The following is a 21,689-nucleotide window of genomic DNA, read 5'->3' as shown; positions in this document are numbered from 1 at the left end:
GTCCAGACATGGGTCTCAGAGCAGAGTGTGGAACGCATCGCGCCCATCCTTTCCGCCACATTAAATTGAATGCGGTGGGATTATAGGCAGCTGCATGACTAGGGTCGCTCAAGAAGACAGGCGCACTTGTCGAGCTTTATTTTTACAACATTTTTGAGTTGCAAGATAGCAAGGCGGCTCGGCCATAAGCGCGAGATACCTATTTTTCGTAGTACTTACAGAGCGTTTCCACTATCTCCTTCCCGACACCTGCCGTGCTGCAATAGTAGATCATCTGACCTTGCCGACGTGACCGAACGAGGCCCGCCGCACGCAATTTCGTGAGGTGTTGCGAGATAGCCGAAGAGGATTGGCCCGTCATCACTGCGAGCTGGCTGACAGGCAGTTCACCCTTGTTCAACGCGCACAGGATCTTCAGCCGCGTGTCGCTGGACATTGCCTTGAGCACCAAAGCCGCATCATGGATGCTTGCCGAAATGATCTTGAATGCGTCAGGCGTTGCGGGCTTTTGTTTTATCATAAACCAGGTGTCTCCGGTGCGTTTGGATTCGCATAATCGGTTGAAGCGCGAGGCAACCAATCGGGACCTCTGATAGCGATATAGATCGCGGGAATAACAAGCACAGTCAAAGCAGTCGATGACGCAAGCCCGAAAAGGAGCGATATGGCAAGTCCCTGAAAGATCGGATCAGTCAGGATGACCGAGGCGCCGATCATCGCAGCGAGTGCAGTCAGGAGAATTGGCTTGAAGCGGATCGCACCCGCATCGAGCAGAACGTCCTTCAACCGCGTCACGCCGTCTTGCCGATGACGCACGAAATCGACGAGAAGGATCGAGTTTCGTACGATAATTCCTGCAAGGGCGATAAACCCGATCATTGAGGTGGCAGTAAATGGAGCTCCGAAGAGCCAATGGCCTAGCATGATCCCGATCAGAGTCAGCGGAACAGGCGTCAGAATGATGAGTGGGACGCGAAAGGTTTTGAATTGTGCGACGACCAGAACGTAGATGCCGAAGAGGGCGACCCCAAATGCGAGTCCCATGTCGCGGAATGTTACATATGTTACTTCCCATTCCCCGTCCCAGAGCAGGGCTGGGCGCGACTCATCTTTAGGCTGTCCGTACATGCGAACGAGCGGCTTCTCCAGCCCGGCCGCTGCCCAATCGAACTTGTCAATTCGCGCCTGAATCTCGAACATGCCATAGATGGGCGCCTCGAATTTTCCGGCAAGCTCACCGGTAACCAGGTCCGCGAAATACCCATCCCGACGGTAGACCAGCTCAGACCCCATCTGTTCGGACACTTCGACAAGCGCCCCTAGCTCAACGGGTGTTTCATCCGTTACCCCGGTTTGCGTTGGAACCGGAATAGACGCGATTTCCTGCGACCAGTTTCGGCTCGATTTCGACAGCCTGACACGGATATCAAGCGGATCTCGGCCCTCTCCGCGAGGGGCAACGCCAACCGTCTGCCCCTCGAAAGCGAGCGAAATCGTATCCAGAATATCGCCTTGTGCCACGCCATAATCTGCCGCGCGTGGCTCATCTACGGAAATCATGAGGCGCGGCGCCGGCGTACCGATTGAATCATCCACATCGACAATGAAGTCAGTGTCCTCAAACAGGTTGCGGACTACACTGGCCGTCTTACGACGTATGTCAGGCGATGGTCCATAAATTTCCGCCATCAAAGTCGACATCACTGGCGGCCCAGGCGGCACCTCGACGACTTTTACGCTCGAGCCCTCCGGTACCGGCAAGGCTATAAGTCTGGCACGTAAATCCAGGGCGATCTCATGGCTGTTACGCTTGCGATGAGACTTGTCGGCCAGATTGACCTGCAGGTCTCCCAGCTCAGGAGAGGCGCGCAGGAAATAGTGCCTTACAAGTCCATTGAAGTTGAACGGCGCCGCTGTACCGGCATAAGCTTGGATCGTTTCAACTTCCTCGACCTCTCGCATGGCGTCAGCGAGTGCAAAAAGAATCCGCTCTGTATCTTCAACTGGCGCCCCTTCTGGAAGGTCCACAACAATCTGGATTTCGGACTTGTTGTCGAATGGGAGCAGTTTGACCGGCACGGTCCTGGTCGCAAACAGGAGAAGTGAGCCAAGCGTTGCGAAGCCTATGATGAGAAGGAAGCTCCACGCCCGCATGCGCGACGCCACAATCGGCTCTGCAACCCGACGATAAAATCTGCTTACACGGGTCTCACCGCCATGGTGTGCGCCTTCTGGTACCTTGGCACCGCTCGCAATCCTCATGACCAGCCATGGCGCGATACCAACGGCGACAAAGAATGAAAATGCCATCGCTGCTGACGCAACCGCAGGGATTGGCGCCATGTATGGCCCCATCAATCCTGACACGAACATCATTGGCAGAAGCGCAGTTATAACTGTCAGAGTTGCGACGATCGTTGGATTTCCTACCTCGGACACAGCGTCGATTGCGGCCTGTGTCCGCGTGCGTTCATCCTTCATCGCCCAATGCCGGGCGATATTTTCAATCACCACAATTGCATCGTCGACCAGGATACCAATCGAAAAGATCAAGGCAAAGAGACTGACGCGGTTGATTGTGTATCCCATCATGAGTGATGCAAAAAGCGTCATCAGAATTGTTGTCGGAATAACGATCAGTGTGACGAGTGCTTCTCGCCAGCCAATCATGAAGGCGATCAGAACCACAATCGAAACAGTTGCGAGACCCAGATGGTAGAGAAGTTCATTCGCCTTTTCATCGGCCGTGGCGCCGTAGTTACGTGTAACTTCGACACGGACACCTTCGGGCAGCAGTTGTCCCTTGAGACTATCCACGCGCGCGAGAATAGCCTCGGCCACTTTGACGGCATTCGCGCCGGGTCGTTTCGCCAGTGCCAATGTCACAGCGGGGACCGGATCGAACCCTGATCCGTCCGAACGTCGATTCAGCGACCATACGCGCGACTCGGTATCAGCGCCGACTACGCGTACCAATGCCACGTCTGACAGGTATACCGTTCGCCCATCACTTCCCTGGAGTTCCAGTTTATTCAACAGTCCGACGGAATCCACTTCCGATCCGGCCTGGACGCGCAGCGATTGGCCGTCACGGCGAGCTGTTCCAACCGGCATGGCGGAAGCGGCCTGCTGCACCGACTCCACGAGCGAACGCAGCGGAATACCGTATGACGCGAGGGCTTGAATGTCGGGTTCGACCCGCATTTCGAGCGCGCGGCCTCCGACCAAAGTCGTCAACCCAACATCATCGACCTTCAGCAGCTCTGTCTGGAGTTCATCCGCGAGCATTCGCAGGGACGTGTCGGTCCAGATATCTCCGGTCCAGGGCTCTGGTGACAGCGTGAGCGTTACGATCGGTACGTCATTGATGCCGCGGGCAATTACCATCGGCATCGGGACATTTGGTGGAATGCGGTCAAGATTGGCACGTATTCTTTCATGTACGCGCAGAATGGCATCGTCGGCATCGGTTCCGACGATGAACCGCGCTGTGACGAGCGCGCCATCATCCTGACTCTGGGAATAAACGTGCTCGACTTCTGGAATGGCCTTGATGATTTCTTCAAGCGGCTTGGTCACCTGCTCGACGACATCGGGCGCCTTCAGGCCCGGCGCCGAAAGAATTATATCCACCATCGGCACCGATATTTGTGGCTCTTCTTCGCGTGGAATGCTCAGAAGGGCTATCAGCCCGATAGCGAGCGCCGTCAGCAGGAACAGGGGCGTCAAAGGGGAGCCAATGGTTGCCCGTGTGATACTACCGGAAATGTCCGCCTTCACGTTGTCGTTTCCCGCGGTTCAATCACGTCGCCGATCCGCAAGCCGGACAGAATTTCGATCTCTCCTCCTTGGCTTGGTCCGGCAATGGCAACAGGGGCTTCGACAAACCGGTCACCCACTTTCACACGCACAAAGTCGACACCGAAGCGGGTCGAAACGTACTTGTCTGGAACGCGGATTGCCCGGCGTTCGCCCACCGAGACCAGCACATCCACACGCTCCCCGACGAGGCCGTCAAGGCCGCCCTGTACGGTCGCGTCGGCGATCAAGGCGCCGTTGCGAAGTTCCGGATAGATCTTGATAATGGTTGCGGTCCGCACACTTCCATCACGCGCCGGAAGACGCAAGGCAACTGTTCCCCCCTCTGATATTTCCGATGCGTGCCGTTCCGGCAACGACAGGCGAACAATATCGGTCAGTGTTGCGAAACGTGCGAGAACTTCTCCAGGCGAAACAATCGCTCCATTTACAACCTCCACGCTGGTCACGCGGGAATCGGCCGGTGCCCGGATGCTGCCTTCACCTTGTCGCGCGACCAGGGCGCGCCGTTCAGCTTCTGCAGCGGCAAGCGTGCGCCGAGACACGTCCAATGCAGTTCGCTGCTCGTCCAGACGGGCCTTGGGATAGAACCCATTCGCCAGCAGTTTTTCATTGCGCGCGAGATCTTCTTCGGCCTGACGGATCTGCGATTTCAGTCCGTCGGCGCGCGATCTCAATGCGGCAAGTTGTGGCTCGAGAGTCGAATCGACGACGACAGCCACGACCTCGCCCGCCTTGACTTGGTCGCCCTCGTCAATGGAGAGGCGCGTAACGACGCCTTGCAACCGTGAACGCGCCGTTGCCGTGTCACTCGCCTCGATACGAGCAACGACCGAGCGATAGTCAACGACGATACTTTCCTGAATAATCAGGCTCTGGGCAGAGGCCGTCAAAGCGAAACCCATCATATAACAAAGCGCCAATAGCAATGCGCGCATCTTAGTAGCGCCCATGGTCTTCAACCTGTCCCGTCGCCGGGTTTATCTTTACAGTCGGTAGCCCGCATGCCTTCCAGGCCGCAATGCCACCGGCCAAGTGGCTCGCCTCCTTCCCCGTCGCAGACCGGAACTCATCCAGCGCCTTACGTGAGCGCTTACCAGAGCCGCATTGAAACACGACGAGCTGATCCGTTCCTGCGGGAATGGCCTTAGGCTCGAACGTCGATAGCGGATGCAGAAAAGCGCCATGTATACGCTCATTTGCAAACTCGGCAGGTTCACGAACATCAATCAGGATGATGCCGCCCGCCTTGTGCTTCTCCGACACGGACTGGGGGGACAAATCACGATGGTCGGCCATTTTTCTACCCCTTGATTCAAGACAATTTTTGACTGCTCCGGACCGTGCATATTACGAAACGGGTAGCCGCGCCATGAGTAATAATGCGTATATTATAAAGTTCGCATATGTGTATTTAATTGGAGCCTATTGTGCTGAAACGAGGAGATGCGCGGTGGCTCACATAGTGATTCTGGGAGGAGGATTGGGAGGCGTGATGGCCGCCTATGAAATCCGCAAGAAGGTCCGTACTGCAGATCAGGTTACGGTGATCAACGAAACGGCCTTCTTCCAGTTCGTACCGTCAAATCCCTGGATACTCGTCGGCTGGCGCGACCGCAAAGACATCCTCATAGACCTCACAAAACCGATGAAAAAAAGACACATCGGACTGGTGGTCGGCAAGGCCATCAAAGTTGAGCCCGAGGAAAAGCAGGTTCGCCTCGAGAATGGTGAGGTCGTCGCCTATGATTATCTGGTCATCGCCACAGGCCCCGAACTTGCTTTTGACGCCATCGAGGGTTTTGGTCCGGCAAACGGGTTGACCCAATCCGTCTGCCATGTCGACCACGCGGTTACGGCAAATAAAGCTTTCGAGACATTCTGCGCCAATCCAGGCCCCGTAGTCGTTGGCGCGGTGCAAGGCGCCTCCTGTTTCGGACCCGCCTACGAAACTGCCATGATTATCGAAACTGAACTGCGCAAGCGCAAGATCCGTGACAAGGTACCGATCACCTTCGTAACGCCCGAACCCTATATCGGTCATCTGGGGCTGGATGGTGTCGGCGATACCAAGGGCATGCTCGAGAGCGAAATGCGCGATCGCCATATCAAATGGATCACCAATGCACGGATTACGAAGATCGAGTCCGGTCACATGCATGTCGAAGAGTTGAACGAAGACGGCAGCATAAAGAAGATACACGATCTACCGATGAGCTACTCCATGATGCTGCCGGCTTTCCGCGGCGTCGAAGCTATTCGCGACATCAAGGGCTTGGTCAACGCCAAGGGCTTCGTCATCATCGACAAGCACCAGCAAAACCCTACCTACCCCGACATATTCGGTATCGGAGTGTGCATAGCCATTCCGCCCATGGGCGAGACACCCGTTCCGGTGGGCGTGCCCAAAACAGGGTTCATGATTGAATCCATGGTAACTGCCACCGCCGACAATCTCGCCGCCATCCTTGCTGGTAAAGCACCGACCAATGAAGCGACGTGGAATGCCATCTGTCTCGCGGACTTTGGAGACGGCGGCGTTGCATTTATAGCGCAGCCACAGATCCCCCCGCGCAATGTGAACTGGTCCGCCGAGGGCGGCTGGGTACATCTCGCAAAAGTCGGCTTCGAGAAGTACTTCCTCCGCAAGGTCCGCACCGGTCATTCTGAAACCTTCTATGAGAATGCCGCGCTCGGCGTCCTGAAAACCCACAAGCTCAAGGACTGATGAAACCGGCTAAGACCCAAACGACACCCGCCTCCCAGATGCTTGTCTGCCACGCATGCGGATCGATCAATCGTGTGCCAGTCGGCCGGGATCTGACACAAGGCACCTGCGGCAAGTGCAAGAAGCCGATCGCCACCGAGGTTCCTGTCGAAATCGACGGCGCAATACTCAACCGGCTGCAAACGCGTGACACTGGCGCTTTTGTCGTTGATATCTGGGCGCCGTGGTGCGGACCATGCCGGATGATGGCGCCCGCCTATGCGAAGGCTGCATCGCATTTCGCGTCGGATATCCGTCTGTTCAAGCTCAATTCAGATGCCAACCAGGCAGCAGCTGCAAGCCTCGGCTTGCGCGGCGTTCCTACGCTTATCGCCTTTGCGCGCGGAAAGCAGATTGCTCATCAAGCCGGCGCCCAATCCGGTGAAGCGCTCACCGCGTGGATAAAATCCCTCTTTACTTCAAAAGGAATAGTGACATGAACATCGATCGCGCGATCTTCGCTTTTGCCGGAATCATGGTGCTCGCCAGCCTCGCGCTCGGCTATTTTGTCCACCCCGCCTGGTTTCTGTTGACCGCATTTGTGGGGCTCAATTTATTCCAGTCGGCTTTCACGGGCTTCTGCCCCGCCGCTTATGCATTCAAGCTCTTCGGTATGAAGTCCGGGTGCGCAATCAAGTAACACAGCGCCTTCCCAGCTTGGATTTACGTCCACCTCAAATTTTCCATCTCGAAGTATAATGCGAGTCAATGCATTTCAGGGCGAATTGCGGCGCGCGCTGCGCCGCCAAGAGAGACACCAACCAATAGGACGCGCCGGATCGACGTTTCGGTTTTGCCCCCCGGCCATCGCGAGGCCGGATGGCTATATTTGGAATGGAGTCGTGGAGGACGATGTCCTCGTTCCGCAGATTTACGATCTCGCCCGGCCGGCAACCGGTCTCGATAAGTATAAAGGCCGCCAGGTGAAGATCGGTAACCACGCCATCCAGAGCACCGCGCACGATAATTTTCCCGCGCACCAATGATGTCTGAAAGGCAGGGATCACTGTTCGCGCCTGCGCATCATGTTCTCAATCGGGGAAGGATCTGCCAGTTCTGCAAGCGGTCGGTATCCGAATCCAGCCGCCATAGCCGCCTCGATTCTTGAGATACGGATCCTGATCCGCCTGGCGCGCCGTAGCGTAGTTACGAGCCCATTTTCGACGCAAATTTTGGCCCAAAAATAGCCCAACAGAGTTTCAAACCTAAGGCTAAAGGGCCGAACCCTTTAAGAGCAGTGACTCAAGTGTGTTGGGAAATCTTATTCTGGAGCGGGCGATGCGCTCGAAATCAATCAAAATACATATGCAAATCAACCACTTGTATATATTTCCCAACACAAATGTAGGGACAAATGTAGGGAGATTTGTAGGAAAATCGCGCCAATCCAATTCAGCCACTTTTCGTACCTGAATTAATGTTGTGCATCCACGCAAATTTTGCTCCGCCACCTCTTGGACCATCCATCAATCGTAAAACGGCTATGAATTCAGGCAGCCGATACAGCGCTGCCTTGCGAGAAGATATCGTCGGTCGGCTGGCCGAGGCGATGTATCTGAATCGATATTTTCGCCAGAGCAGCAGGCGATCTTTGGAGGGCGATTGTATGTTGGATTAGCGCCTAGTCATCCAACGCCAAAGACGTGCGATTGCCCCCCGGGTCTTAGGCGGCTCTGAATCAACGCCTTTGACTTCTAGCGGTGTAGGCGTATTGCCGAACTGCACCGCTTTCGCGGCACGATCACGGGCGCGACCGGCGGCTACTTGCTCGTCTGTCCAGTCTCCCGCCCAAACAACTCGACCATTTCGGATGATGTAATGAGACCGGCACTGATGGCTCCAATTGCCGATCGACGGATGCACCGTAATTGCGGCGCCATTATAGGTGAACCTCCAATCTGTTGGACTGAGCGGTGTCACGATTTCGTGGCCACAGCCGCAACAGCAAAGATGCGCCATAGTGTCGAACTCTAACGAAATGTAGAGAATGCCCGCCGACAGCTTTCCCGGTATTTCGCCGACGAATTGGTGCTTTAGCATCGAAATTGCTTTCATGCAGCGTCCTCATTCAGCAAATGATTGCCGTCGATTGAAAGCGCCGAAAAATGCTCGCCTTCAAGATCTACATAGAAGCCGAAAAGCTTCTTAAATTTCATGACAGCCATGGCGGCGTTCAACATGTTAAGATCAGCAATCTGGATATTGCGCGCATAAAGATTGTTCTCATTAGCTGAGTGCAATGGGATTCGCTTTTTGTCGCGAACATGAGCACGCATCGCTGGTGTACTAGTCGTTACACGGATCATGCCGATGAGTCCGTCATCTGCAAACTGAACTCCCATACCTACATCGATAAAGGGAATGCCGGCATCTTCCAGCGTCTCAATGATAAGCTGCTTTGCATCGCCGTTGTCGATGCAAACGAATACAAAATCGGCATCGCGCAAACACGCCACGTTTGACGCATCAATATGCGCGGCATTTGCAACAATCCCCCGATGCATGCGGCTATAGATGCCTTTGTAATAATCGACTTTCGGTTCGCGCCGTCGGAGGTCTTCAATTCCAGGCGCGCCTGGTGCACGAAAGGCATTGTGCTGACCAAATATGTCGCCGTCATGGAGTTGGATTTGACTGACAGGGGTTTTGGCGATCGCATCCAGAACATAAGCGCCGGTACCTCCAAGGCCCACAATATGAATGCTGTGGAGCTGGAGTTTCTGCGTTATTGCGCCAATCCCAGCGCGAGTCGATGCTGTGTCCATGTACATGAAGGGCGATGTCTCATCCGTGTTCTCAACTACCCGGAACGTCCGGGCTGTGACGGATGAGTCTATCTGCGCAGCCTGGCTCGACAAAATCGCTTCATAAGTTGTCACCTTCTCATAGAAGTCAGCATAATAGCCGATCTTTGGCTTGCTTGAGAAAGAATGCGTGATGACCAATCCGCCACCCAGACGGCGCTTCGAAGCCTGATGCATGATCTTGGTCAGGGGCTTCCCTTGATGATCGCAAGGCTGCTCACCATCGAACATCATAATATGTGTATGCGGCTGAACAGTCCTGTCACCGGAAAGACTCAGCTCCGAAACAAGTCGGCCACGCTTTACACTCCGATCGCTGGAGACGTAAGGCACATTGTCGACGACCAAGTGTCCCGCAATGACCGAGAGTTCGTATCCGTCCTCGATGAGGCGCTGAAGATCCGGACTATGATTTATCAGTTGCTGTAACATTGAAGACCATTCCTGCGATAATCGACACACACTGATCTTCGATCAGCGAGCCTTCGGGCATATCCGCTGGGCCCTTGCGGTACGTGATGGTGAAGCAGATCTGTTCGCCTTCCGGCGGTGTCTCAAAGGCGAGCGCGATCAAATCTTCGAAGCAAAGCCCTTGAGGTTCGACCGACTTCCGCCGCCCATTGACGATAATGATAATTTTCTTTGGCGGGCGCTTTTTCTTGTAGAACCTCTCAAGTCCCGGATCGCTGAGGTTAATAATCGTGTCCGGCTCGATAAGATCGTCCTCTTCACCTCCGCGGCGTTCTCTCCACAGCTCGAAAGCTTCGAGATCAATACGGCCAATCTCAGCGATCTTAAGACCGGTAATCAGTTTGGTGCCCCATTCGTACCGCTCCCCCTCGATCGCCAGCCGGTGGGATTCTGCACTGGCGAAGATGATGAACTTTTCAACACCGCGCGTGCGGAGGTCCACAGCTTCATCCAGCTGAATCTCTTCAAAGCCGCCGCCACGCAATACGAGAAAGACGAGATGTTCATCCGCAGGCGTAACGCCTTTTTCCGCAATAATTTGGCGCCCAACCAAGACCGGGTCGTCAACACGATAACGTTCAAAGTCATCACTGTCGGGTCCGGCAATCTTAATTGCGTAGGGACCGTTTTGTCGCGGAGCACGACCGTCACGGACGCACGCCTCGATATCTTCTGCATCAATATGCGCCATGGCGCGCTCCTTTTTTCTTAACGAGTTGCGTTAAGATTAATCTTCCCATTCTCAGGACAAGTCAACCTTTTTCATAACGCATTAGGTAAAGAAAAAAGAGTTTGACTTGGGCGGCAAATCTTCTTAACGATTTGCGTTACGAAAAGATTCGGAACAGGCGGCCGCGTCGGCGGGCGATCGGCGTGGAATGCAATGTGGATTTGAGGATCAGCGTCTGCGCGCGCTGTGCAACAGCGCAAAGCGTCTCCAAGAGACGTTCGGGGATCGTCTTGCTCTCCATGTGCAGCGCATTCTTTGGTCGCTCGATGCGGCGCCAAATCTGGCTGACCTTTCAGCCTCTCCTCCTGTATCGCGGCGTCGGGTCGATAAGGGATCACCATCAACATTCGCTGTTGGTCCTAATGGCCCAGGCAGAATCTATTTTCGGGCCGACATGGAGCCCGAACCGCAAACATTGTCGGAGATAGAGCGGATCAAAATATACGACATAGAGGGGACGAAATAATGGCCACAAAAAATACGGAATTCCTCCCCGACTACGATCAGGAGCATGCAGGAGCATATCTGAGCTGGGTCTTGGAGGCGCGTGGTATAAAGAAGGTAGACTTCGCTCGTCGTTGTGGCCGTACGTCTAAGACAATCAGTGAGATTATTGCGGGCAAAGCCCCAATCTCACCCGAAACGGCCCTCCAGTTTGAGCGTGTGCTTGGGGATAGTGCGGGATATTGGTTACAGTTAGATGCGCGCTTTCAACTTCAACAAGCTAGGGCCAAAGAACGAATAAAGAGCGTTTCCGCGGCGGCTATGGCATGGGCGCGTGAGTTCCCAATCGCTGAAATGGTGAAGGCCAAATTCCTGCCCTCTAAACCAAAAGAAGCGGACTTGGTTGACACGATGCTTCGCTTCTTTGGTGTCAGCAGCATCAATGCGTTCAGGGAGTTTTGGGAGGTGAGGGTTAGCCCCGCACGTTTCAAGCAACACAACCACCATGAAATTGACCAATATGCAGTTGCGGCCTGGCTGAGACAGGGAGAGATACTCGCGGACCAGATAGACACAGCGCCCTATGACGAAGGTAACTTCAGGGTGCAGCTAGATGAGATTCGTGCACTGACAAGGCGCCCCTGGCAGGCGATTGAATATGAGCTAGTCGATCTTTGCGCAAAGGCAGGCGTTGCGCTCGCCCTTGTTCCAAGTCTGAAAAATACCGGATTAAGGGGAGCGGCCTTCTGGGCGCACAAAGACAAGGCTGTAATCGTTCTAAGTGATCGGGGAAAATATGAGGAGCGCTTTTGGTTCGCTTTCTTCCACGAGGCCGCTCATATCCTACTTCATAGCAAGAAATCGATATTCATAGACCAAGACAAGACGGGCACAGAAGATCGGGACATAGAACGCGAAGCAGATGCGTATTCAGCCGAATTTCTTGTGCCGGAGAATGCAATATCATCCTTTAGAGAAATGTATGGTGAATACGCTAACGATCTAGAACAAGAAGAATTGGAGGATTTCGCAGAGGAGATAGGGATTTCACCCGGCCTTCTGCTTGAACGATTGCAGCATGAGGATCTTATTGTTCGCAATTCGGCGCACAATAAAACATTGAAGCGTAAGGCTCAGTTTGACTGCGAATAGGAGGAGGCTCCGATTTCTGTGGGTTTCTTAACATCGCAACGGAGAAGTCTCACGGAATAGGCTGTGTTGGAGAAACATATGTTCAAGTTCGTCCATACTGCCGATGTCCATCTGGATTCGCCGCTGAAGTCTCTGTCTCTCAGAGATCCAGAGGCAGGCGAAGTAATAGCTAACGCGACACGTCAGAGTTTTTCAGGAATTATAGATCTTTGCCTTGAGGAAGGTGCTGACGCACTTCTGATCGCCGGCGATCTATATGATGGCGATATGAATAGCGTAAAGACCGCAGGTTTCTTTGCCGCTGAAATGCGGCGTTTGAATGAAGGTGGTGTGCAGGTCTTTATCGTCAAAGGTAATCACGACGCCGAATCGAAGGTTACGCGACATCTCGTTTTGCCGGAGAATGTTCATATCTTCTCAGCAAGAGGCGAGACCGTAGACCTGCAAAACTATGGGATCGCCATCCATGGCTTAAGTTTCAAAAATATATCTGCGCCTGATAGCCTGCTGCCGATGTATCCTGCGCCCATGGCTGAACGGATTAACATCGGCCTGCTACACACCAGTCTGGCGGGCTACGCAGAGCATGACTCATATTCGCCCTGTAGCGTTCAAAACCTGATCGACTTTGGGTACGACTATTGGGCGCTTGGGCATATCCACAAGCGCACAGTTCATCACCAAAGTGCGCCGGTTATCGTTATGCCGGGCATCCCACAAGGTCGCAGCATTAAAGAGAGTGGCCCAAAGTCGGTAACGATAGGCTTCGTCCATGACAATGGTCAGATCGATATCGAAGAACGACCAGTCCAGGTCGCACAATTCGAGCGGATTGAGGTCGATGTATCAGGTCTGTCGGACATGCGTGACCTCGTTGAGTGCTTGGATATTGCCCTCGGAGAAGCAGTGCCCAGAATTGAGTGTGGCTTACTTGTCGCCAGGCTCAATCTGGTAGGCAGTACGCCCCTCGCGCCTCGCCTTGAACGTGACCTCGATCTTGTACTCGAAGAAGCTCGGCAGGCAGCAGCGCGCGCAGGAAAAGCATTTGTCGAACTGGTTGAGTTAGATGTTTCGAATGAAAGTCAGGGCCGCCAAAGCACCCTTCCCATAGACGAATTGGCTTCGCTAATGAAGGTTGATGAGCTGCAAGCGACAAAGGAACACTTAAGACAGATCCTCGACCCCCTAACGTCCAAACTTCCCTTGGAAGTTCGCAATGCTTTGGCCCCCTCCGGCACGATAGAAGGCGAGATGCTCAATGAATGGGCCCGAAGGGGTATGCAGAAGGTCATCGCAAGACTGGTGATCGACGATAGAGAATCCCAATGAGATTTCGCCAGATTAATCTTGATCGCTATGGCATCTTCACGGATCGCACGATTGATCTTGGCGAAAGAAAAGCAGCGGGCGACATGCACATTGTGTACGGCCCGAATGAGGCTGGTAAATCGACGTTTCGTTCAGCATGTCTGGACTTCCTGTTCGGTTTCGGTCGGACAACTCAGTATGATTTCTTACACCCGGTCGATGTACTACAAATTGGTGCACGGGTTGAATTTGGCGGCACAACTTTCGAGGCACGACGTCATAAGCGCTCGAAAAATGATTTTTGCGACTTCTCCAATGAGCCGATCAGCGACGCGCAATTGAAAAGCGCTTTGGGTGGCGTGACTCGCGATGGCTACGTGCAAATGTTCTCACTTGATGAACATTCGTTGGTGGCTGGCGGCGATAGCATCTTGAGTAGCAAAGGAGATCTGGGGGCGCTTCTGTTCTCGGCGGCGTCAGGACTCACCGCGCTATCCTCTGCCATCGACGATATCGAGAACGAGGCAAATAGTTTCTATAAGATACCCGGACGAAAATACCGGCTAAATGATCTGCTAGCTGAGCTGAAACAGCTAGATACAGGCATCAAGGACATTGATGTCAAAGCAAGTGCTTATGAAAAATTGCGACGGACGGCTATGCAAGCCGATAGCGCGTACAAGGAAGCAGAAGCCGAACGCAATGAGATGAACAGGCGACAAGTGTTCCTCAAGCGATTGTTTGAGGCGCTTCCACTTTGGCGCGACCTGACAGACATCCTTGCCGAGCTCGAAGTCTCAGATGTTCCGTCTGGTATGCCGGATGAGTGGATTGATGAAATTGAGCGCTTAAAGATTGACAATTCGACTGAGGAAAGCCGTCACCGGGACGCCGTCGAGACAATTAGTGCTGCTGAAGCGGAACTCTCAAAGCTCGTCGTTAATGAAACGGTTTTGGAGTCTGCGACGAAAATTAACCTGCTTCGAGAGACCCAATTAGAGGGGCGTTACAAAGATGCCGCCGATATTGATAAGCGCAAAAGTGAAATCCGGATCCTGAATGATCAAATATCAAAACTCTTATCTTCTTTAGGCACCGACCCAGAAACTGACCCTAATTCATTATTGCTGACCGCCCCCGTTGCCGCCCGTCTTCGTGCTTTACTAGACGACCGGGGAGCGATCCTTGCTGACGAGGCGTCGGCTCATCAGGAGCTGTCAGACGCCACTCGTGATGAAAACCAAGCGCAAGAAGAACTCGACGCGTTATCCGAATTTCCGGACATGACTTCGCTCAAACAGGTTTTGGAGGCAAACCGAACTGCTTGTGACGATCGAAGTCTTCAGCTTGCCAAAACAACGCTCGCCGCCGCGAAAGCGAAGGCTGAAGAAAGGCTCAGCGGTTTATCGCCTTGGGCTGGAACTTGCGACGACTTGAAGGGGCAACGAACCGTAGCGGCGGAGGATATTGAGACTTTGCGGGATGGAGAATCAGGTCTCCAAAATCGAAAGGTTCTCAATGATCAGGAAATTACACGGCTTACGGACGAAATTCGCAGACTAACTGCCGAGACAACGGCAGCGGTGTCTGAGTCAGGGATTGTTGACGATCGACGTGTGCAGGAGGCCCTGCAGAATCGCGAAGATGCTTGGCGCGCGCATCTTTCAGAATTGGAAGACAAGAAACCTCTGGACGCGGAGAACTGTCTTTCAACAGCGAACGAATTTCGGTCGCGTGTCTTAGAAACAGATACGCTTCATGCGAGGCAATTGGCTCAGGCAGGCGATATCGCGGATCTTCGACAATCAACCCGGCGCCTGGCTGTCGCAAAATCTGACCTCGAAGCCGCGGAACAAACTCAGCACGCGCTCATTCAAGAAAAAGAAGCACTAGACGGACGAAGAACAATCTTGCTTGCTTCCCTCAAATTAGCTGCGTCGCTGACTTTGGCTGAGCTTGAGAGGTGGCTGGAGCTTCGGAAAGCTGCGTTGGAAGCGATTTCAGAGCAAGAAGAGACCACCTTTAATGTACAGAGAGAAACTGAGGCGAAAACCGTCGCCTTGGCTGCAATTCGCGACAGAGCCATCACTTGTGGCCTAGAGGCGGCGGATAATGAAGATGACCTGCTCGCAATGTGCGATTCTGCGATCAGTGCTTGGCAAGCTGCCGTTTCGAACAAGCAAACAGCATTGGACAATCTCAAACGATCTCGACAAATCAAACAACGCCGTGAAGAACAAGCAAATCGTTCGAAGCTAGCTGCTGACAAGTGGCGGGAAGACTGGAAATCTACAGTCAATTCCATTTGGATTGGCGGGCGTGCCGGCGAGTCTGATCCAGACAGCGTCAAAGCTATACTTCAGGTGCTGGAAGATCTGTCGAGCCATATAGGAGAAGTTCAGCGCCTGGAGGAACGAGTGCTCGGAATGGAGTCCAACAAGGCGGCATACCGCGATGAAGTGCGCAGAATCGCCAGTGCATGCAGCATGGAGTTTGACGATGATGAACCCCTTAAGGCAGCCGATGCGCTAAGGGCTGCTCTATCAGATGCCCAAAATGCTATCGCGGAACGAAAACGTGTTGAGAGAGAGATTGGCCGAGGCAAGCGAGCCGAAGAAGGTGCCAAAGTCGCTCTAGCGCGTATAAAAAATGAACTTTCGCCTATGGAGTCTTTTTTCGGTGCTGAGGGTGTTTCAGGAGTTGCTTCCGCAGTCAAAGCGTCAATAAAAAAACAAGAACTTGAACGACAGACGAGCGAGCTGAAAACGCAAATCACTCGCGCGGTATCGGTGGCAACTTTTGAAGTTGCTCTAGCCGCCCTTGAAGAGAATGCGTCATCAACAGAGGCGATTGAGACGTTAGAAAGAGAGCACAACGCTCTAGAAGCATCATCCGAAGATCGCAACTCCGAAGTCAGTAGACTCTATCATGAGTGGAAGACAGCTGAAGCCGCTTTTCAATCGGTGGGACAAGATGGTGACGTCGCGAGGATGGTCGAGCAACGTGAATCGCTCTTGCTTCAGATTGAACAGGAAACAGTTGCCCATCTTCAAGCGGTGGCTGGTGTTCACGCCGCGAGGCGAGCCCTCCAAACCTTTAGGGAAACCCATCGGAGCGCCCTAATGACGGAAGCAAGCAACGCTTTTGTCGCCATCACGGAGGGAGGCTTCAAAGGTCTTTATGCTGCTCCTGGAAAGGACGGTGAAATCCTCGTCGGTTCTAGAGGCGAAGGAAAGGACCTTGCAGCTGATGATATGTCCAGGGGCACCCGGTTCCAACTTTACTTGGCATTGCGCATTGCAGGGCACTCCGCATTTGCTGCCAATCGCCCACCTTTGCCCTTCTTTGCGGACGATATTTTGGAACCATTCGACGATGACCGGGCGGCTCAAACTTTTAGGTTGATGGCTGAGATGTCAAAGCACGGCCAGGTGATCTACTTAACTCATCACAAGCACCTTCTTGATGTCGCGAAATATGCATGCGGTGAGGCGCTGACAGTTCACACCTTGCCCAAACCTCGATCAAGTCTGGCCGAAGTACAGACCTCAAATGTACGTAGCCATGATGTCTCCCCATAAGAAGTCATCGGTTTCCTACGTTTGAACAAATAGGGGAATTTCGCCGCGTTTGGTGCATTATCACTAAGATGAAACATCGATACTGATCTCGTCGTGCTTGCCTCGTGCAAGTCGCGCCCTGACGCGCAATGACCGCGATCTGCGATCCTCGAGCTCCCTTTCCAACCGTTCAAATACGGGCCAGTAGACGTCGCCATATCTGTCGATCAGTTGCGCGACGACATTCAGGCCGTCTTCGATCTCCTCTTCAGATATGGTGCGACGCGAAGGCATGATCGGCAGTTGCGGTTGATTAGCTCGCTGTCGGTCGCGGACGCGACCAGACGAGATCCGCCTTGCCGTCCTGCTCGAACAACGCCGCCCAGATCGGTTCGACAAAGCTTGGATCGTCCAGAAAGACCTTGAGATAGGGGCGCGGGCTCTGGCCTTCGGACATCTTCCGATGTGCAAAGCCAAGATCGCATTGTCCGGTCTTCACAAAGAAGTCCGGGGATTTTTCATTCTTCTTGTTGCCGTTCGGAACGATGCGAACTTTGCGCGCCATGCTCAAGGTCGAGATGGTGCCTTCATATCCTTCGTGGGTGAGACGAAACTGACCGATGGTCGCCATGGTTATGTACTCCTCTGCTACTTTGATGAGTTGGGATGAGAGCCGCGCGCCTTGCGAGCTTTTTTGAAGCCGCTGTCGCTCGCAAGGAACGCTTCGAGCATGGACGGGATCAGCACCGCCACGGATGCTTTTTCCTTGTACGTCTCTTCATAAATCTGCGCGTACAGCTCCAGGTCCGCGTTGACGTCAGGATCGACGGCAATGGTCAGCTTGACGGGCGTCGTGTCGGGCAAGGGTCCGATCTTGAGAGTGGTGGCGCTCATACGTTCAATCTCCGTAGGGCTTCAATACGATGTCCTTGTTGACGATCACGCGCAGCCGATAGCCGGGCCGCACCGTGATCGTTGGTTGGACATTCAATTGCTTGGTGATGATTTGCTGGCCCGCCTGGTTGATCGTGCGCTGGCCGCCGTCGCGAAGGGCTTCAAGAATTTCGTCATCATTGCTGTCGCGGCCGAGTTCGGCGCTGACGGAAAGTACCGATGACAGGATGGCAGCCTGGAACAGGCGCCAAGCGTGATAATCGACCCGGTCTTCGAGGCCGGCGTAACCGGCCATGTCGACGCCCGGCAGGTTGTCGATCACGATTGAAGAGCCGTCCGGCATGATGATGCGCGACCAGACGACGAGCGCGCGGGACTGGCCATAGGCGATGACGCTGTCATACCGGCCTATCAGTCGCGAGCCTTGGGGGATGAGCAAGTGCGCGCCCGTCGGCGTGTCGTAAACATTCTCCGTGACCTGCGCGATGACCTGACCGGGAAGATCAGAATTCAGCCCCGTCACCAGGCTCGCGGGAATGATCGTTCCGGCCATGACCTGATAGGGCGAGATGGGCGCTTGCAGGCGATGCGGGTTGTAGATCCCGTCATCGACCTCGGCGCCGAGAAAGCCTTCCTTGCGCTGCTGGAAATTCGGATCGAGCGGGTCCGCGAATCCTGTCGAAGCTGTCCTGTCCTCGACGCCCGGACTGATGACGGACGCAAGCTGGTCGAGCCTTGTGGGCGCGCCGCCGTCGCCTGCCGCCAATACCCGTCCGCCCTGCGCGCTGTTGTTGATGAAGAAGAGGTCAGACGTCCGCGCGTCATCTGCGGCGCTGGGGCCCCCGCTTGCTGGTCCTGTGCTCGCCACGCGCGCCGGTTGGTATCTGAAGGGGTTTTCCGGCGCGTCTTCGATCCGCGGCGCGCCAATCATGGCGGCGCCAAGATCACCCGGCAGCGGCGGGCCGAGCCTTGACGGCATGTCGCCATAACTCTCGGGCAAAGACGCAAAGGCGTCGGGCATGGGTTTGTGCCGCGTATTGTAGAGTTCCGTGTGCGCCTCTTGAGCGCGATCCGGCGTGCGCAACGCCATTGCGGCGGCGCCCAGGATCAGGAGGGCGGCGACCGACGACGCCCCGATCAGGACACGCTTGTTAAAGCGCTTGACCGGCCGGGGCTTGGCGCGGATCGCCAGGCTGTCGTCTTGTTCAACCGCGCTCATAGGCCCGCCATCCAATTTCTGGGAGCGGCGGTGCGTTCGATCCGAACCACCTCCTGATCGTCTTCTCCGAGGCGCAGTTCGGCGACCGCAAACAGGCGGTCGATGATATAGTAAGAGCCATTGATCCTGTAATTGACGAGCTGACTGTCGCCGTTGCGCCCGACGACGAAGAGCGGCGGCGCTTCGCCCTGGTCGAGCCGTGACGGAAACTGAATGTAGACTTTTCGGCCGTCATCGAAAGCGCGCAATGGACGCCAGTGGGGTTCGTCACCTTTGATCTCATAACGGAAATTGATGCGATCAAGACTGAGGCCGCGATCAATGACAGTGCGCCCCTGCGCCTGCCGACGGGCGGCGTTGCCGCGCGCCGTCACCAGCTCTTCATGCGGATAACGCCAGGACACCGCCGCCATATAGGTTTCGCGGTAGGACGTCATTTCAATGTGGTAGGTCCGTTTTGATGTGGTGATGATGAGGTTGGTCTTGAGACCGGAGGCGATTGGCTTCACCAGAATGTGCGTCTGACTGGCGTCGCCGGAGCCTGAGACCGTATCGCCTAAGACCCAGCGCACGGTGTCGCCGGCGGAAACCGACATCAGCTCCTCGCCTGGCTGAAGGGCTATGTCTGTCACCTGCTCCGGGGCGGTATAGACCTGATAGAGCGCGCCAATCGTATAGGGATAAATCTGGATGGCGTTGATGAAGCTTGTCGCGTCGGGTTCAACGGCGGCGCTCCGGTTCGCCTCGTCAATGGCTTCATAGGGTTTCAACTCCGGAACCGCCGCTATTGGCGATTCCGTCAGCGGTTTGAGTTGTCCGGCCATCGCGAGCGGCTCGATCCTTTCGATGATGAGAGGTTCCCCGTTCGGATCGTCCGCCAGATAGACGGCCTCCATGAACTCGGCGTCATCAAGAACGAAGTTGTCGTGGGGATTGGTGGAAGCGCAGGCGCCCAATGAGACGAGCGCGCCGATTATTACGAGAGTGCGGATCATTGATTGCCTCCTTGAGTGAGATCTTTTGACCAGTTGATGCCGTGGACGTAGAGCCCGAGCGGATTGCGATGCAGGGTTTCTTCGTCACGAGGCGGATCGAAGACGATGGCGAGAACGCCGGTATAGGTCGCCGATGACACCTGAACGCCCGACCGAAATGTCGTTTCGCGCCAACGCAGATCGAAACTGTCTTGAGAAGACCGCACGATGCTTTGGATTTCTACGGACACTGAGCGTTTGCCGACCTCTGCGAATGGATCGTTCTCGCGGGCGTAATCGTTGAGGGTGAGCGCCGCCTGATCGGTCGTGAAGGCGTAGGCTTTCAACCAGTTCTCGCGCACGACGATGGGGTCGATCGACACCGACCGCACCTGTTTGACAAATTCCGCGAGCTGGTAAGCGATCTGAGCGTCGGTCGGCTTATAATCGGCGACCGCCGATTGCACGGTGCGGACGCGGCCGTCTGTTTCGAGTTCGACGACATAGGGCGTGATGATGCTTTGTGTGGACCGCCAGATGAATGCGCCTGACATGACAAAGGCGAGCGCCAAGGCGACGAGCGCAGTCAGGCGCCAGTTCTCCGCCTGCACGCGCGCCGATCCGATCCGGTCATCCCAGACCTGCGCGGCGCGCTGATAAGGCGTGACGGCTTCCGGCGTGGTTCCATATTTTTGCTGTTGTCTTTTCCAGAACATCGATCAGTCCTCATCCTGTTTGAGACGCGGACCGTCGCCCGACCCGCCGCGATCGCCGTCACGCAAGGCCGATGCGGCTGCGAGGCTTGCGTCTCTCTGCAATTGCTGTCGTTGAACCTGCCGCGCCCAATTCGGCGCTCCGCCCGTGGCGGCCGGGGCGGCGGCGACGTCGCCCAACGTTCCGCCTGTGGCGCTGAAAGCTGTGCGGCCTCCGCTTTCGAAGCTCCGCTTTACAGGCGCAACGGCCCGCGACGCTGCCGAGCGAGCGCCGCTTGCGAAACTCCTCGCGCCAGCCTCCACCATCGCGCCGACGCCGGCGGCGGTTGCACGCCATCCGTTTGCGCCGGAGGCGGCCTTGCCGAGGGAAAAGGAAGTCGCGGCGCCGCCGCTAAGAGATGCGCCCGCTTTGATGGCGCCGCCTGTTGCCGCTGCGCCTGCGCGCATAGAGCCGCCCGCGAGCGCGCCTCCGGCAATAGCGCCCGCTCCAACGCCTGCGGCGGTTCCGACGACGGCGCCAGCGCCGAGTTGCGGGGCGCCTGAAACAAGGCCGGCGGCGATTCCAGGGCCGAAGATTCCAAGCGCGACGAGTGCGAGCGACGCCAGAATGACGGTGGCGGCGTCTTCCAGGGTCACGTCTCCGGGCGTGATTTCCGCCGTGACAGATCCAAAGAGAGTGGAGCCGATGCCGACAATCACCGCCAGCACCATCAGTTTGACCCCGGATGAGATGACATTCCCGAGAACGCGCTCAGCGAGGAATGAGGTCTTGTTCCAAAGTGCAAAGGGAATGAGGACGAAGCCAGCAAGCGTTGTCAGCTTGAACTCGATGAC

At 55.1% G+C, this 21,689-nt stretch carries 20 protein-coding genes; 7 read left to right on the top strand and 13 right to left on the bottom strand.

What is annotated here, in order from left to right:
• Positions 1-199: 199 nt before the first annotated feature.
• Genes HY30_RS11930 through HY30_RS11915 form a run of 4 tightly spaced genes read right to left on the bottom strand, consistent with a single transcriptional unit; the run spans position 200 to position 5,118 of the window.
• Positions 200-520: an ArsR/SmtB family transcription factor gene (locus HY30_RS11930; RefSeq protein WP_081812208.1), complete on the bottom strand. Its 321-nt coding sequence runs from the start codon at positions 518-520 to the stop codon at positions 200-202.
• Entirely contained in the window at positions 517-3,780 is a 3,264-nt protein-coding gene (locus HY30_RS11925) for an efflux RND transporter permease subunit (protein ID WP_051615403.1), read from the bottom strand. The genes HY30_RS11930 and HY30_RS11925 overlap by 4 nt, the downstream gene beginning before the upstream one ends.
• Positions 3,777-4,757 carry an efflux RND transporter periplasmic adaptor subunit gene (locus HY30_RS11920; RefSeq protein ID WP_162176940.1) on the bottom strand — a complete coding sequence of 327 codons (981 nt, stop codon included), beginning with the start codon at positions 4,755-4,757 and terminating at the stop codon, positions 3,777-3,779. The genes HY30_RS11925 and HY30_RS11920 overlap by 4 nt, the downstream gene beginning before the upstream one ends.
• 1 nt (position 4,758) lies before the next feature.
• Positions 4,759-5,118 (bottom strand): rhodanese-like domain-containing protein, encoded by a 360-nt coding sequence (locus HY30_RS11915; protein WP_034740631.1) that lies wholly within the window; start codon positions 5,116-5,118, stop codon positions 4,759-4,761.
• Positions 5,119-5,272: 154 nt separating this feature from the next.
• Between HY30_RS11915 and HY30_RS11910 the strand changes: the two genes are divergently transcribed.
• The 4 genes from HY30_RS11910 (at position 5,273) to HY30_RS20020 (ending at position 7,572) form a co-directional block, all read left to right on the top strand.
• Positions 5,273-6,547 (top strand): NAD(P)/FAD-dependent oxidoreductase, encoded by a 1,275-nt coding sequence (locus HY30_RS11910; RefSeq protein WP_034740630.1) that lies wholly within the window; start codon positions 5,273-5,275, stop codon positions 6,545-6,547.
• Complete coding sequence (locus tag HY30_RS11905; protein WP_206741464.1) at positions 6,547-7,026, top strand: thioredoxin family protein; 480 nt, start codon at positions 6,547-6,549, stop codon at positions 7,024-7,026. The genes HY30_RS11910 and HY30_RS11905 overlap by 1 nt, the downstream gene beginning before the upstream one ends.
• Entirely contained in the window at positions 7,023-7,226 is a 204-nt protein-coding gene (locus HY30_RS11900; protein WP_034740628.1) for a YgaP family membrane protein, read from the top strand. Before HY30_RS11905 ends, HY30_RS11900 begins: the two co-directional genes overlap by 4 nt.
• Positions 7,227-7,428: 202 nt before the next feature.
• On the top strand, positions 7,429-7,572 hold the full coding sequence (locus tag HY30_RS20020) for a hypothetical protein (protein ID WP_155839320.1): 144 nt from the start codon (positions 7,429-7,431) through the stop codon (positions 7,570-7,572).
• A gap of 628 nt (positions 7,573-8,200) precedes the next feature.
• Here the strand turns inward: HY30_RS20020 and HY30_RS20685 are convergent.
• Genes HY30_RS20685 through HY30_RS11890 form a run of 3 tightly spaced genes read right to left on the bottom strand, consistent with a single transcriptional unit; the run spans position 8,201 to position 10,552 of the window.
• Positions 8,201-8,626, bottom strand: coding sequence for a ubiquitination-like system serine protease family protein (locus HY30_RS20685; protein ID WP_474518781.1), 426 nt, complete (start codon positions 8,624-8,626; stop codon positions 8,201-8,203).
• Between the two features lie 11 nt (positions 8,627-8,637).
• On the bottom strand, positions 8,638-9,822 hold the full coding sequence (locus HY30_RS11895) for a ThiF family adenylyltransferase (protein WP_034740627.1): 1,185 nt from the start codon (positions 9,820-9,822) through the stop codon (positions 8,638-8,640).
• Complete coding sequence (locus tag HY30_RS11890; protein ID WP_051615399.1) at positions 9,797-10,552, bottom strand: multiubiquitin domain-containing protein; 756 nt, start codon at positions 10,550-10,552, stop codon at positions 9,797-9,799. Before HY30_RS11890 ends, HY30_RS11895 begins: the two co-directional genes overlap by 26 nt.
• A gap of 504 nt (positions 10,553-11,056) precedes the next feature.
• Between HY30_RS11890 and HY30_RS11885 the strand changes: the two genes are divergently transcribed.
• The 3 genes from HY30_RS11885 to HY30_RS11875 all read left to right on the top strand — a co-directional run bounded on the left by HY30_RS11885 (position 11,057) and on the right by HY30_RS11875 (position 17,076).
• Positions 11,057-12,187, top strand: coding sequence for a HigA family addiction module antitoxin (locus HY30_RS11885; RefSeq protein ID WP_034740626.1), 1,131 nt, complete (start codon positions 11,057-11,059; stop codon positions 12,185-12,187).
• Positions 12,188-12,265: 78 nt separating this feature from the next.
• On the top strand, positions 12,266-13,516 hold the full coding sequence (locus tag HY30_RS11880) for a metallophosphoesterase family protein (RefSeq protein ID WP_034740625.1): 1,251 nt from the start codon (positions 12,266-12,268) through the stop codon (positions 13,514-13,516).
• Positions 13,513-17,076: an AAA family ATPase gene (locus HY30_RS11875; protein ID WP_034740624.1), complete on the top strand. Its 3,564-nt coding sequence runs from the start codon at positions 13,513-13,515 to the stop codon at positions 17,074-17,076. The genes HY30_RS11880 and HY30_RS11875 overlap by 4 nt, the downstream gene beginning before the upstream one ends.
• A 292-nt stretch (positions 17,077-17,368) precedes the next feature.
• Here the strand turns inward: HY30_RS11875 and HY30_RS11870 are convergent, their stop codons facing one another.
• From HY30_RS11870 to HY30_RS11845, 6 genes are all read right to left on the bottom strand, one after another.
• A complete protein-coding gene (locus HY30_RS11870) occupies positions 17,369-17,686 on the bottom strand; it encodes a DUF736 domain-containing protein (RefSeq protein WP_034740623.1) in 318 nt (105 codons plus the stop codon).
• Positions 17,687-17,703: 17 nt separating this feature from the next.
• Complete coding sequence (locus tag HY30_RS11865; RefSeq protein WP_034740622.1) at positions 17,704-17,949, bottom strand: DUF2274 domain-containing protein; 246 nt, start codon at positions 17,947-17,949, stop codon at positions 17,704-17,706.
• Between the two features lie 4 nt (positions 17,950-17,953).
• Positions 17,954-19,168, bottom strand: a complete 1,215-nt coding sequence (locus tag HY30_RS11860) for a TraB/TrbI/VirB10 family type IV secretion system protein (RefSeq protein ID WP_034740621.1) — start codon at positions 19,166-19,168, stop codon at positions 17,954-17,956.
• Positions 19,165-20,163 carry a P-type conjugative transfer protein TrbG gene (gene trbG, locus HY30_RS11855; protein WP_034740620.1) on the bottom strand — a complete coding sequence of 333 codons (999 nt, stop codon included), beginning with the start codon at positions 20,161-20,163 and terminating at the stop codon, positions 19,165-19,167. The genes HY30_RS11860 and trbG overlap by 4 nt, the downstream gene beginning before the upstream one ends.
• Positions 20,160-20,858, bottom strand: a complete 699-nt coding sequence (gene trbF / locus HY30_RS11850) for a conjugal transfer protein TrbF (RefSeq protein WP_034740619.1) — start codon at positions 20,856-20,858, stop codon at positions 20,160-20,162. Before trbF ends, trbG begins: the two co-directional genes overlap by 4 nt.
• Before the next feature lie 3 nt (positions 20,859-20,861).
• On the bottom strand, positions 20,862-21,689 hold an 828-nt coding region (locus HY30_RS11845), incomplete at its 5' end, for a type IV secretion system protein (protein ID WP_034740618.1).

Source organism: Hyphomonas chukchiensis, assembly GCF_000682695.1.
GTDB lineage: Bacteria > Pseudomonadota > Alphaproteobacteria > Caulobacterales > Hyphomonadaceae > Hyphomonas > Hyphomonas chukchiensis.
This window is presented reverse-complemented; position numbering and strand designations above follow the sequence as displayed.